Annotated in this window: 9 protein-coding genes and 2 pseudogenes; 10 read left to right on the top strand and 1 reads right to left on the bottom strand. The window is 62.4% G+C overall.

Annotated features, from left to right (window positions below):
• Positions 1-4 precede the first annotated feature (4 nt).
• The 5 genes and pseudogenes from fusA to VIQ49_RS08440 all read left to right on the top strand — a co-directional run.
• Entirely contained in the window at positions 5-2,110 is a 2,106-nt protein-coding gene (fusA, locus tag VIQ49_RS08420; protein WP_331883135.1) for an elongation factor G, read from the top strand.
• Positions 2,111-2,267: 157 nt separating this feature from the next.
• Positions 2,268-3,458 carry an elongation factor Tu gene (gene tuf / locus VIQ49_RS08425; RefSeq protein ID WP_331883137.1) on the top strand — a complete coding sequence of 397 codons (1,191 nt, stop codon included), beginning with the start codon at positions 2,268-2,270 and terminating at the stop codon, positions 3,456-3,458.
• 190 nt (positions 3,459-3,648) lie between these two features.
• Positions 3,649-4,986: a cytochrome P450 gene (locus VIQ49_RS08430; RefSeq protein WP_331883140.1), complete on the top strand. Its 1,338-nt coding sequence runs from the start codon at positions 3,649-3,651 to the stop codon at positions 4,984-4,986.
• A 401-nt stretch (positions 4,987-5,387) separates the two neighbouring features.
• Positions 5,388-6,257 (top strand): SHOCT domain-containing protein, encoded by an 870-nt coding sequence (locus VIQ49_RS08435; RefSeq protein WP_331883142.1) that lies wholly within the window; start codon positions 5,388-5,390, stop codon positions 6,255-6,257.
• Positions 6,258-6,359: 102 nt separating this feature from the next.
• Positions 6,360-6,746: pseudogene (locus VIQ49_RS08440) on the top strand (ClpP family protease); the annotation flags it as partial.
• Positions 6,747-6,910: 164 nt separating this feature from the next.
• Here the strand turns inward: VIQ49_RS08440 and VIQ49_RS08445 are convergent.
• Positions 6,911-7,090, bottom strand: a pseudogene (locus VIQ49_RS08445) (helix-turn-helix domain-containing protein); the annotation flags it as partial.
• A 171-nt stretch (positions 7,091-7,261) separates the two neighbouring features.
• Between VIQ49_RS08445 and VIQ49_RS08450 the strand changes: the two are divergent.
• The 5 genes from VIQ49_RS08450 (at position 7,262) to VIQ49_RS08470 (ending at position 12,716) form a co-directional block, all read left to right on the top strand.
• Positions 7,262-9,097, top strand: a complete 1,836-nt coding sequence (locus VIQ49_RS08450) for an N-acyl-D-amino-acid deacylase family protein (RefSeq protein ID WP_331883144.1) — start codon at positions 7,262-7,264, stop codon at positions 9,095-9,097.
• The gene (locus VIQ49_RS08455) at positions 9,094-9,714 is read left to right on the top strand and encodes a TetR/AcrR family transcriptional regulator (RefSeq protein ID WP_331883147.1); all 621 of its coding nucleotides are present in this window, start codon (positions 9,094-9,096) and stop codon (positions 9,712-9,714) included. Before VIQ49_RS08450 ends, VIQ49_RS08455 begins: the two co-directional genes overlap by 4 nt.
• A gap of 7 nt (positions 9,715-9,721) precedes the next feature.
• Complete coding sequence (locus VIQ49_RS08460; RefSeq protein WP_331883149.1) at positions 9,722-10,678, top strand: o-succinylbenzoate synthase; 957 nt, start codon at positions 9,722-9,724, stop codon at positions 10,676-10,678.
• 77 nt (positions 10,679-10,755) lie between these two features.
• Positions 10,756-12,093 carry a cytochrome P450 gene (locus tag VIQ49_RS08465; protein ID WP_331883152.1) on the top strand — a complete coding sequence of 446 codons (1,338 nt, stop codon included), beginning with the start codon at positions 10,756-10,758 and terminating at the stop codon, positions 12,091-12,093.
• Positions 12,093-12,716 carry a TetR/AcrR family transcriptional regulator gene (locus tag VIQ49_RS08470; protein ID WP_331883154.1) on the top strand — a complete coding sequence of 208 codons (624 nt, stop codon included), beginning with the start codon at positions 12,093-12,095 and terminating at the stop codon, positions 12,714-12,716. The genes VIQ49_RS08465 and VIQ49_RS08470 overlap by 1 nt, the downstream gene beginning before the upstream one ends.
• Positions 12,717-12,722 lie beyond the last annotated feature (6 nt).

Below are 12,722 nucleotides of genomic sequence, written 5' to 3' on the forward strand. Positions count from 1 at the left end.
TTAAGTGGCACAGGAAGTGCTCAGCGACCTCAACAAGGTTCGCAATATCGGCATCATGGCTCACATCGATGCCGGCAAGACCACCACCACCGAGCGAATCCTCTTCTACACCGGCGTCAACTACAAGATCGGCGAGACCCACGACGGGGCCTCGACGACCGACTGGATGGAGCAGGAGAAGGAGCGGGGTATCACCATCACCTCCGCTGCGGTGACCTGTTTCTGGAACAAGAACCAGATCAACATCATCGACACCCCCGGGCACGTCGACTTCACCGTCGAGGTGGAGCGAAGCCTGCGTGTGCTCGATGGCGCGGTTGCTGTGTTCGACGGTAAAGAGGGTGTGGAGCCGCAGTCCGAGCAGGTCTGGCGGCAGGCCGAGAAGTACGAAGTCCCGCGTATCTGCTTTGTCAACAAGATGGACAAGCTGGGCGCCGACTTCTACTTCACCGTGCGCACCATCGAAGAGCGCCTCGGTGCCAAGCCGCTGGTTCTCCAGCTGCCCATCGGCGCAGAGGACGACTTCGACGGTGTTGTCGACCTCCTCGAGATGAAGGCCATCACCTGGCGGGGCGTTGTCCCGACCGGTGCCGAGCCGACCATCGAAGAGATCCCCGCGGATCTGCTCGAGAAGGCACAGGAGTACCGCGAGAAGCTGATGGAGACGGTCGCCGAGACCGACGAAGCGCTGCTCGAGAAGTACTTCGGTGGCGAAGAGCTGACCGTGGCCGAGGTCAAGGCCGCGATCCGCAAGCTCACCGTCACCCGCCAGCTGTACCCGGTGCTGTGCGGTTCGGCGTTCAAGAACAAGGGCGTTCAGCCCATGCTCGACGCGGTCATCGACTACCTGCCGAGCCCTCTCGACGTCCCCTCTGTCGAGGGTCACGCGCTCGGGAACGAAGAAGAGATCCTGTCGCGTAAGCCGGCGGCCGACGAGCCGTTCGCCGCGCTGGCGTTCAAGATCGCTTCACACCCGTTCTTCGGCAAGCTGACGTTCGTGCGGGTCTACTCGGGCCACATCACGGCCGGCACCGGCGTGCTCAATGCCACCAAGGGCAAAAAAGAGCGCATCGGCAAGCTGTTCCAGATGCACGCCAACAAGGAAATGCCGGTCGAGGATGCCACGGCGGGCCACATCTACGCGATGATCGGCCTCAAGGACACCACCACCGGTGACACCCTGTGTGACCCGAGTGCGCCGATCGTCCTGGAATCGATGAGCTTCCCGGACCCGGTCATCAACGTCTCGATCGAGCCGAAGACCAAGTCGGACCAGGAAAAGCTGGGTGTCGCCATCCAGAAGCTGGCCGAAGAGGATCCGACGTTCTCGGTCAAGCTGGACGACGAGACCGGCCAGACCGTCATCGGCGGTATGGGCGAGTTGCACCTCGACATCCTTGTCGATCGCATGAAGCGCGAGTTCAAGGTCGAGGCCAACGTCGGCAAGCCTCAGGTTGCCTACCGCGAGACCATCCGCAAGACGGTCGAGAAGCACGACTACACCCACAAGAAGCAAACGGGTGGTAGTGGTCAGTTCGCCAAGGTCATCGTCAAGCTCGAGCCGTTGGTCGACGCCGAAGACGGCGCGACCTACGAGTTCGTGAATGCCGTGACCGGCGGTCGCGTTCCGCGCGAGTACATCCCATCTGTGGATGCCGGCGCGCAGGATGCGATGCAGTACGGCGTTCTGGCCGGTTATCCGCTGGTCAACTTGAAGTTCACTCTGATCGACGGCGCGTACCACGACGTCGACTCGTCTGAGATGGCCTTCAAGATCGCCGGATCGGCTGCCATGAAAGAGGCAGCCAGGATGGCGGGTCCGGTAATCCTCGAACCGTTGATGGCCGTAGAGGTCACCACGCCCGAGGACTACATGGGCGACGTGATCGGCGACCTCAACTCACGCCGTGGTCAAATCCAGGCCATGGAAGAGCGCAGTGGCGCCCGTGTCGTGAAGGCACTGGTTCCGCTGTCGGAGATGTTCGGCTACATCGGCGACCTCCGGTCGCGGACCCAGGGCCGGGCAAACTACTCCATGGTGTTCGACTCGTACGCCGAAGTTCCGGCGAACGTGGCGAAGGAGATCATTGCCAAAGCAACGGGCGAATAATTCACCCGTCGTCTCGGCAATAGCGCCATCGGCGCACAGCAGTTAAGAAAAACGCTTGTGCGGGGAAGGGCTTCGAAAAGCTCTTCCCCGACCAAGAACTAAACACACAGTGACCGGGATTGCCCCGGTTGCTCGAGAAGTCCAGGAGGACAATCAAGTGGCGAAGGCGAAGTTCGAGCGGACCAAGCCGCACGTGAACATCGGCACCATCGGTCACGTCGACCACGGCAAGACGACGCTGACGGCGGCGATCACCAAGGTGTTGCACGACAAGTACCCGACCCTCAACGAGAGCTTCGCGTTCGATCAGATCGACAAGGCTCCCGAAGAGAAGGCTCGTGGTATCACGATCAACATCTCGCACGTCGAGTACCAGACCGAGAAGCGCCACTACGCGCACGTTGATGCCCCTGGTCACGCTGACTACATCAAGAACATGATCACCGGTGCTGCGCAGATGGACGGCGCGATCCTCGTGGTTGCCGCCACTGACGGCCCGATGCCGCAGACTCGCGAGCACGTGCTGCTCGCTCGTCAGGTGGGTGTTCCTTACATCCTCGTCGCGCTGAACAAGGCCGACATGGTTGATGACGACGAGATCATCGAGCTCGTCGAGATGGAGGTGCGTGAGCTCCTCGCTGCACAGGAATTCGATGAGGATGCTCCTGTCATCAAGGTCTCGGCACTCAAGGCTCTCGAAGGCGATGCCGAGTGGGTCAAGACGGTTGAAGAGCTCATGGACGCTGTCGACGAGAGCATCCCGGAGCCGGTTCGCGAAACCGAGAAGCCGTTCCTGATGCCCGTGGAGGACGTGTTCACGATCACCGGTCGTGGCACCGTTGTCACCGGTCGCGTGGAGCGTGGCGAGGTCAAGGTGAACGAGGAAGTCGACATCGTCGGCATCCGGGAGAAGACCACCAAGACCACCGTCACCGGCATCGAGATGTTCCACAAGCTGCTCGACTCGGCACAGGCCGGCGACAACGCCGGACTGCTGCTGCGTGGCCTCAAGCGTGAGGACGTCGAGCGTGGACAGGTCATCATCAAGCCGGGTACCACCACCCCGCACACCGAGTTCGAGGGTCAGGCTTACATCCTGTCGAAGGACGAGGGTGGACGCCACACCCCGTTCTTCAACAACTACCGCCCGCAGTTCTACTTCCGTACGACTGACGTGACGGGCGTTGTGACCCTGCCTGAGGGCACCGAGATGGTCATGCCCGGTGACAACACCGAGATGGTCGTCAAGCTGATCCAGCCGGTCGCCATGGACGAGGGCCTGCGCTTCGCGATCCGTGAAGGTGGCCGCACCGTTGGTGCCGGTCGCGTCACCAAGATCAACAAGTGACGATTTCGACTCCGTCGAACTGCGTCAGGATCAACAAGTAGTACCCAGCTAGAACCGGAAAGCGCCCGATCCCCTTGGGGGTCGGGCGCTTTTGTCTGTCCTGAGCCGGCGAAGTATCTGTGACGTGGTTTACAAGTACCTCCTCCAAAGATACGCTAATGGGAAATCGTTCCAATGGAGGTCTAGCGCAATGCCCACCAAGTTCTCGGAGATTCCCGTCGGCAGCGAACTCAAGGAGATCCCGTTCTCGACACGCAACGGTGCTCTCGAGGTTCTGGCCATGCGCCGCGATCCGTTCAAGCACGCTGACGAGCGCCACGCGAAGTACGGCCGGATCTCCGGAATCAATGCGTTCGGCCAGAAGATGGTTGTGGCGTCGGGGCCGGAGGCGGCCGACGAACTGCTGATGAACAAGAAGAAGGCCTTTGCGAACGGTCCGGCATGGTCATACCTGATCGGTCCGTTTTTCAACCGGGGCGTGATGCTCCTCGACTTCGATGAACATCGCCATCACCGGCTGATCTTGCAGCAGGCCTTCAACACCAAGGTGCTCAAGGGCTACATGGACGCGATGCAACCGATGATCCGTCGGCGGATGGAGCAATTCCCCACCGGAGAAGTGTTGTTGTTCAAGGAGTTCAAAGCACTGACGCTCGACGTCGCACTCGAAGTGTTCCTTGGTCTGGAACTGTCGAAGGCGGAGGCGGACCGGCTCAACAAGGCATTTCTCGAGACGGTGCAGGCGGGTTCCTCGGTGATCCGTACGCCGATTCCCGGTACCCGGTGGTGGCGCGGGGTGCGCTCACGCAAGGTGCTCGACGCGTTCTTCTACAAGCACATCCCCGCCAAGCGAGCCGTCGAGACGTCGGACCTGTTCTCGCAGCTCTGTTTTGCGGAAAGTGAAGAGGGGCACCGGTTCACCGACGAGGACGTTGTCAACCACATGATCTTCGTCTTGATGGCCGCTCACGACACGTCGACGATCACGATGACCCAGATGTGTTACCGGATGGCAAAATCGCCGCGTTGGCAGGAACGGGCCCGAGCGCAGTCCCTCGATCTGGGACCCGAACTGTCGTACGAGGACCTCGCGGCGCTCACGGACCTCGATTACGTGATGAAGGAATCGTTGCGGATGTGTCCGCCGGTGCCGGTTCATCCACGAACTGCCCTCGTGGACACCGAAATTCAGGGATATTTTGTACCCAAGGGCACGATGGTTGCGATCCCGAGCCTGGTCAATCATCTGGATGCGGAGTACTGGAAGGATCCGTGGACCTTCGATCCGGAGCGGTTCAGCAAGGAACGTGCCGAGGACAAGGTCCACCGGATGGCATGGAGTCCGTTCGGCGGTGGCGTGCACAAGTGCATCGGCCTGTACTTCGGTCAGATGGAGATCAAGACGATCATGCATCACCTGCTGCGTGACTTCGAGTGGTCGGTCCCGGCCGACTACGAGATCCCGATGGACTACAGCGCCCTCCCGATTCCGAAGGACGATCTACCGGTGACGTTGCGCCGCAGGTGAAATGCCCTGCCATCAATAGAGTTGCGGGGGCGGAGCTCTGCAGCGGGGTCTAGACGCGACGCCGCCACCGCGCGAGCACTCGATGCCGTTGACCCGTTCGATCGCAACGAACATCCGGGCGTTGCGCAAGTGGCAAGTGGCAGTTACGAGTAGTGGAGGAGTGCGTCGCATTCCCGGTGCCGTATGCCAAGTCGTGCTGACTGTTGATGACGTAGAAACCGCCGGTTGGGGCAGGAGTCACGACCAGCATCTGGGTGGCCATCGCTTTGTCGGATTTCTACTTGGGAAGAAGTCCTCTCGACAGGTGACGACGCAAGGACCACTCGACCTGCGCCGTACTCGTGGGCAATACTTACTTCACATTCGACGGGGCGTTTCACACTCGAGGGGACAGGACGCAGATGAGCTTGTTCGGACACGGCAGTACCGACACCGAGCCGGGTTTCCTGCGAACGTTCGTCCCGATCCTCTTGTTCACGCTGCTCTGCGGGATCGTCGGCCCGATCTTCCTCGTCGCGTACTACATCATCGACGACCCGACGGTGGGCTGGATGTTCTATACCGGCCTCGGTATCACGATCCTCGACGTCGTCATCGCGTTCTTCGTCGCCCGGTTCACCTATCAGGGCAAGCGACGTCGGTTCGAACTCGAGCAGACCGGCCGGCTCGGTGTTGCCGACGTGGTGTCGGTGGAACAGACAAATGTGCAAGTCAATGACCAACCGATGATGAAACTCAAGTTGCGCATCCACGGTGATGGCATCGCGCCCTTTGAAGCCGACAAGCGGCTGGTGGTCCCGATGATGCATCTCGCGGCACTCAACTCCCGCCGACTTGCAGTGCTTGTCGACCCCTATTCCGGTGAGTTCGAGATCGATTGGGAGCGTACGGCGTTGCTGTCCGGTTACGCCCCGGCCAAGTTCACCGATACCGACACCGGCCGCGAATTCGACCTGTCGGGGCAGTCCGAAGCCCTCATGGAGATCATGACTGTGCTCAAGAACAACAACGTTCCGCTGGGTGGAGCGGTGGACCTCCGGTCCAATCCCGTTGCACGTCAACAGGTGATGGACATCGTCCGACGATTCGGGGAGTCCGGGGCCGGAATCGATCTGGGTAAATCCGGCGGCTTCGCACCGCCACCGCCGCCGGCGGCAGCACCACGAAGCCCGAGCCAGCGGCTCGCCGAACTCGAGACCTTACGTGGCGCCGGCAACATCAGTGACCCCGAGTACCAGGCGGTGCGCAACCGCATCCTCGACGACCTCTGACCCACCGCGAATCGACGCACCACTGACCGGGCCCCACCATCAGAACTGCTCTGGGCAGCAACCACTTTCGTGCGCCGGGCGCCGTCGGGCACGCTGGCGTCCATGAACAGCATTCCGGAAAACGTGAACAGCACGATCGACGACGAGTTGGTGGTCCGGCTCTTTCACCAGCGTGTGGTTGTGCTCGGTGATCAACTGGATCAGTCACTGGGTAGCCGCCTTTGCAGCCAACTGCTCCTGCTGTCCGCAGACGACTCGCACAAAGACATCAGTTTCTGGATCAACTCGCCGGGTGGGTCCCCGTCGGCGATGCTCGCCGTCTACGACACCATGCGTTTCATCAGCTGCGACGTCGCCACCACGTGTGTCGGCCAGGCGGTCGGCGCGGCAGCCGTGTTGTTGGCCGGGGGCACGGCCGGCCAGCGGGGCATTCTCCGGCACGGGCGGGTTGTGTTGCACCAGCCCGCGATCGAAGGCAAAGGAACCATCCCAGACCTGATCATCCATGCCGATGAGGTACTGCGAGTGCGGGCCCTGGCCTCCAGAATTCGCTCCGCCTGCCTGCGTTCGATCCGGTTGCAACTGGATCGAACGGCGGCAGGCGGAGCGAATTTTTGTGCCACGCCGCGGGTGATCTGGAGGAGAGTGAGTCCGAGGGCGCCGCCGACCGCGGCGAGAATCTCGGATGACGGTTCTTTGCGGCCTCGTTCGATCTCGGACAGGTATTGCGGCGACACGCCTGCCTGCGCAGCGATGTCGGTCAGGATGCGTTGTTGTTCCGTCCGCATCAACCGCAGGAATGCGCCGAGCGCTTCACGCCACAGCAGGTCCACCGACGCGGGGTCGGCCTCGGCAACGCGCGTGAGATGTGGCCCATGGGTTCGACGATAGTTCGCACCTTCGCTGTGCAGTGGCCGGATCTGCTGGGGGCAGAATGCGGATCATTTCGCGAGTGCACACTCTCTATGTTAGATTGGATGCATTGAGAGTGATGGAGGTCACAGGTGGGTGTTCATCTCGACGATACTCGCGAGACCGAGAATGTCGGCGGCAAGCCCTACGACCTGGTCATACGGGGAGGAACCTGGTTCGACGGCACCGGGGCGCCGGGTTTGACCCGTGATCTCGGGATCCGTGACGGCCGTGTTGTGGAGGTCTCGGCGAAGCGGCTGTCCGCCGGTCCGGGTACCCGGGTGATCGATGCGCACGGTCAATGGGTGATGCCCGGATTCATCGACGTCCACACCCACTACGACGCCGAGTTACTGGTCGCGCCGGGACTCGGCGAGTCGGTGCGACACGGGGTCACCACGGCATTCGTCGGCAACTGCTCACTGTCGACGATCTACACCACCCCGATCGATTCGGCGGATCTGTTCAGCCGCGTCGAAGCGCTGCCACGGGATCACGTCATCGCTGCTCTCGAGGGCGGTAAGACCTGGACCGATCCGGCGTCGTACATCGACGCGATCGAACAATTGCCACTGGGCCCCAACATCGCGGCGTTCCTCGGACACTCCGACATCCGCACCGATGTCATGGGGCTGGGACGGTCGACCGATCGCGCACATCGGCCGAGCCGGGCGGAGATGACGAGGATGCTCGACGCCGTCGAGGCGGCGATCGACGCCGGCTTCCTCGGGGTGTCGGCGATGACCAACCCGTGGGACAAACTCGACGGCGATCGGTACCGGTCGCGGTCGCTGCCGTCGACGTATGCCCGCTGGAGCGAGCGCCGCCGAATCAACCGGGTGTTGCGCCGCCGGGACCGCGTGCTGCAGACCATCCCCAATCTCAACACCAAATACGACATCCTCTTCTTCCTCGCCTCGAGCACCGGGCTCGGCCGAAAGCCGCTCAAGACCTCGGTGTTGGCGGCGGCCGACCCGAAGTCCGATCGGTGGGTGCGGCGGATCTTCGGCCCGATCGCCACCGTCGCGAACAAGTGGGGTCGCGGTGCACTGCGTTGGCAGCATCTGCCCGTCCCGTTTCAGGTGTACAGCGACGGCATCGACCTGGTGGTGTTCGAGGAGTTCCCGTCGGGCCGGGCAGCGCTGCACCTGCGAGAGGAGATGGGGCGCAACGATCTCCTGGAGGATCCAGAATATCGGCGTTGGTTCCGCGAGGACTTCGAGAAGAAGTTCAGTTCACGGATCTGGCACCGCGACTTCGACGACGCCGAGATCACCGAATGTCCCGACGAATCGGTGGTCGGTAAGTCGGTGGAACAGGTGGCCCGGGAACGGGGCATCCACAGCACCGACCTGTTCCTCGACCTCGTTGTCGAGTACGGCACGGCATTTCGTTGGCGCACCGTCATCACCAACGACCGCCCCGACATAGCCGATTGGTTGATCAATCAGAACGGTGTGACCGTCGGCTTCTCCGACGCCGGCGCGCACCTGCGCAATATGGCGTTCTACAACTACGGCATCAGATTGCTGCAGCGTGTGAAGGAAGCGCAGGGCGGCGCACGGACCCCCTTCCTCACGGTGGAGGCCGCCGTTCACAAGCTCACCGGCGAACTTGGGGAGTTCTACAACCTTGACGCCGGATTCCTGCGTGTGGGTGACCGTGCCGATCTCGTGGTCGTCGACCCAGCCGGGCTGAACGATCAGACCAAGGAATATGCTGAAGCTTCCATGGCCGAGTTCGGGGGGATCAAGCGCATGGTGAATCGAAATGACGACGCGGTGAGCGCGGTCGTGGTATCCGGTGAATATCTGTACGGCCGCGGCAAATTCGCGCCGGGATTCGGCACCACGACGCGTAGCGGGCAATTCTTGCGGGCCGGTGCCACCGGTGACAAGACGCCGACCGTGGTGAAGGTGGTTTCGTGAGTTCGACCGCGAACACCGAAAGCGAGGCCGTCCATCCACCGCGGCGCACCCAGGAGCAGCGGCGCAACGCCACCAAGGCGCGGCTTGTGCAGGCCTGTGTGGATTCATTGTGTGAACTCGGCTACCAGCGCAGCACCATCAGCGAGATATGTACCCGCAGCGGTGTGTCGCAAGGCGGTCTGTTCCGGCATTTTCCGACCCGACTCGACCTGGTGATCGCTGCCGCCGACGACGTACGGCACAAGCAGTTCGAGGCCTTCTCCCAGTCTCTGGCTCTGCTCGATGCGGGAACTCTCGAGGACTGCCTGCGGCTCGTGCGGGCGGCGTGCCGGGCCCCGATGAACGGTGCCTGGTACGAGTTGCTCGTCGCCGCGCGTACCGACGCCGCGTTGCGGGAACGCCTCGCGCCCTTGACATCCGAGTACCACGACCAGATCGCTGCCTTTGCACGCACACTGCCCGCCGTGCAGTACCTTCCCGAAGGGCAGATCGAGCTGGTCGCATTGACGGTTGTTCATCTGTTCGACGGTGAATCGGTTGCTGCCGCGGTGAATCCGCAGCCGGCTCGCGATGATGCCCGGCTCGAACTGGTACTGCGATGGCTGTCGGGTGAATGATGGTCTGATGACCTCTCTTCCGTCCTATGCGGAACTGGCCGACACGGCCCTCGTCGTTTCGCTGCCGATGAACGTGGAGTTCCGGGGCATCACCACCCGCGAAGTGCTGCTGTTCCGGGGTCCGGCGGGCTGGGGTGAGTTCGGTGCCTTTCCGGAGTACGACGACGTCGAGTCGTCGGCGTGGTTGGCGGCGGGTATCGAGTCCGCGTATCTCGGTCCGCCGGAGCTGATTCGCGACACCGTTCCGGTCAATGCCACGGTCCCGGCGATTCCGGCGGACGATGTGAAGGCGCTGCTCGAGCGTTTCCCCGGGGCGACCACCGCCAAGGTCAAGGTCGCGCAGGAAGGCCAGACCCTCGACGACGACGTCGCACGGGTGGCCGCCGTTCGCGAACTCATCCCTACCGTCAGGGTGGATGCCAACGCCAAATGGACTGTTCCGCAGGCGATCACGGCTCTGCGTGCGCTGGGGGAGCTGGAGTATGCGGAACAGCCGTGCGCCACGCTGGAAGAACTGGCGGAGGTGCGGTCGGCGGTCAGCACCCCGATCGCCGCCGATGAGAGCATTCGCCGTGCCGAGGACCCGTTGCGGGTGATCGAGGCCAAGGCGGCCGATGTGGCGATCCTGAAGGTGGCTCCGCTGGGTGGAATACGCCGGGTCCTCGATCTGGCCGCCCGGATCCCGATCCCCGTGGTGATCTCCAGCGCGCTCGATTCGGCGGTGGGAATGTCCGCCGGTGTGGCAGCCGCAGCGGCACTGCCGGTGGCGCCCCCGGCCTGTGGCTTGGGAACCGGCGGCCTCTTTGTCCTCGATGTCGCACCGCCGTTCGTCCCGGACGGGGGCCTGCTGAGGCCTCGGCGCATCGACGTCGACGTTGCCTCCGCCCCGCTCGCCTCGGATGAGCGTCGGCGCTGGTGGCTGGACCGCCTGCGCAGGTGTCACGCGGTGCTGGCAATCCGCTGATCGCAGCCCGCTCTGGATTGCAGCTCGGATTGAAGATACAATTTCTTCAAAACGTTCCATTAGCGGAGGTTGTTCCAATGACGGCCATCCTGGCGCCGGCGCCACCCGACAGCGATCTCAAGCCTGTAGCGGGTTCCACCACCAATGGCGTGATCCAGATTCTGCGGATGCGCCGCGATCCGTTCGCGTTCTCCGCCGCGCAGCAATCCGAGTTCGGCAACATCTCGTTCATCAATGCCTTCGGGCAGCGGATAGTCACGTGCCGTGGCCCCGTGGCCGCCGATCAGATCTTGATGAACAAGCAGAAGGCGTTCGCCAACGGACCCGCATGGAGCTTCTTCATCGGTCCGTTCTTCAACCGTGGTGTGATGCTGCTCGATTTCGATGAGCACCGGCATCACCGGCTGATCTTGCAGCAGGCCTTCACCCCGCCGGTGCTCAAGGGTTACATACAGGCCATGCAGCCGATGATCGCCGAACGCATCAAGCAGTTCCCCGTCGGTGATGTGTTGCTGTTCAACGAGTTCAAGGCCCTCACGCTGGACGTGGCACTCGAGGTGTTCATGGGACTCGAACTCCCGCAGGACGTGGCCGACAAGATCAACAAGGCATTCATCGAAACGGTGCGGGCCAGCACGTCGATCGTTCGCCGGCCGGTCCCAGGCGGTCGCTGGTGGAAGGGGCTGAGGTCACGCAAGATCCTCGAGGAATTCATGATGAGCCATATCCCGGCCAAGCGCGCGACTCAGACACCAGACCTGTTCTCGGTCCTGTGTCACGCGGAAAGCGAAGAGGGACACCGGTTCACCGATGAGGACGTCGTCAATCACATGATCTTCGTGTTGATGGCCGCGCACGACACATCCACGATGACCATGACCCAGATGGCCTATCACATGGCGAAATCGCCGCAGTGGCAACAGCGGGCCCGCACGCAGTCGCTCGAACTCGGACCCGAATTGGCCTATGACGACCTGGCCGCACTGACCGACATCGACCTGATCATGAAGGAGTCGCTGCGGATGTGCGCACCGGTTCCGGGACAGCCGCGGATGGCGGTGAAAGACACCGAGGTGATGGGGCACTTCATTCCGAAGGGTGCGATCGTCTCGGTGCCCGGCCTGACGAATCACTACGACCCCGAATACTGGAAGGAGCCGTTCACATTCGACCCCGAGCGGTTCACTTCGGAGCGGGCAGAAGACAAGTCGCATCGAATGGCGTGGCATCCATTCGGCGGCGGCGTGCACAAGTGCATCGGGCTGTACTTCGGTCAGCTGGAGATCAAGACGATCATGCATCACCTGCTCCGTGGATTCGAGTGGTCTGTTCCGGACGACTACACGATGCCGATGGACTACAGCGCTTTGCCGGTTCCCAAGGACAAGCTGCCCGTCACGATGCGGCGGGTGTGATGGCGCGACAGTCGCCGGGCACATCACTCCCTGTGGGTGCCCGGAAGATCCGCAACACGGAGTCGCCGAAGGAGCAGGAAGACGCCATTCTGGCAGCGGCCCGAAAAGAGTTCGAAGAGAACGGGATCCGCAAGACCGGGGTCGACGATGTTGCCAAGCGGGCCGGAGTGAGCCGGAGCACGCTCTATCGACGTTTTCCGAACAAGGAAGCGCTCCTGATGGGTGTTGCCGAGCGGGTGTACGTCGACGGGATGCGCATGCTCGAAGCCGCCACCGTCGGTTGCGGACCGCAGGACAGCGTGGTCGAGGCGTTTGTCGCCGGAGCGAAGATGGTCAACGACGATCCGCTGATCCGCCGGATGATGCTCGACGAACGTGATGCCCTGCAGGGGATCACCAAGTCGGTCACCGGCCTGTTCATCGAGATCGTCACGGCACGGATCATGCAGACGCTGCGTGGTGCCGGTGCCGAGATGCCCGACGATGACCTCCACGCCGTCACGGAAATCCTTGTTCGCCTGGTCATCTCATTCCTCGATACGCCGCCACTCGATGAAGAGCGGCAGTCCCCGGATTCGGTGCGTGAGTTCGCGCAGCGCTACCTCGCACCCATGGTCAGGTGAATCGCC

The organism is Williamsia sp., from assembly GCF_036566845.1.
Taxonomy (GTDB): domain Bacteria; phylum Actinomycetota; class Actinomycetes; order Mycobacteriales; family Mycobacteriaceae; genus Williamsia.

Coding starts and splice junctions, on each gene's coding strand:
- VIQ49_RS08430 (WP_331883140.1), top strand. CDS start 3,649: ATGCCCACCAAGTTCTCGGAGATTCCCGTCGGCAGCGAACTCAAGGAG.
- VIQ49_RS08435 (WP_331883142.1), top strand. CDS start 5,388: ATGAGCTTGTTCGGACACGGCAGTACCGACACCGAGCCGGGTTTCCTG.
- VIQ49_RS08460 (WP_331883149.1), top strand. CDS start 9,722: ATGACCTCTCTTCCGTCCTATGCGGAACTGGCCGACACGGCCCTCGTC.
- VIQ49_RS08465 (WP_331883152.1), top strand. CDS start 10,756: ATGACGGCCATCCTGGCGCCGGCGCCACCCGACAGCGATCTCAAGCCT.
- VIQ49_RS08470 (WP_331883154.1), top strand. CDS start 12,093: ATGGCGCGACAGTCGCCGGGCACATCACTCCCTGTGGGTGCCCGGAAG.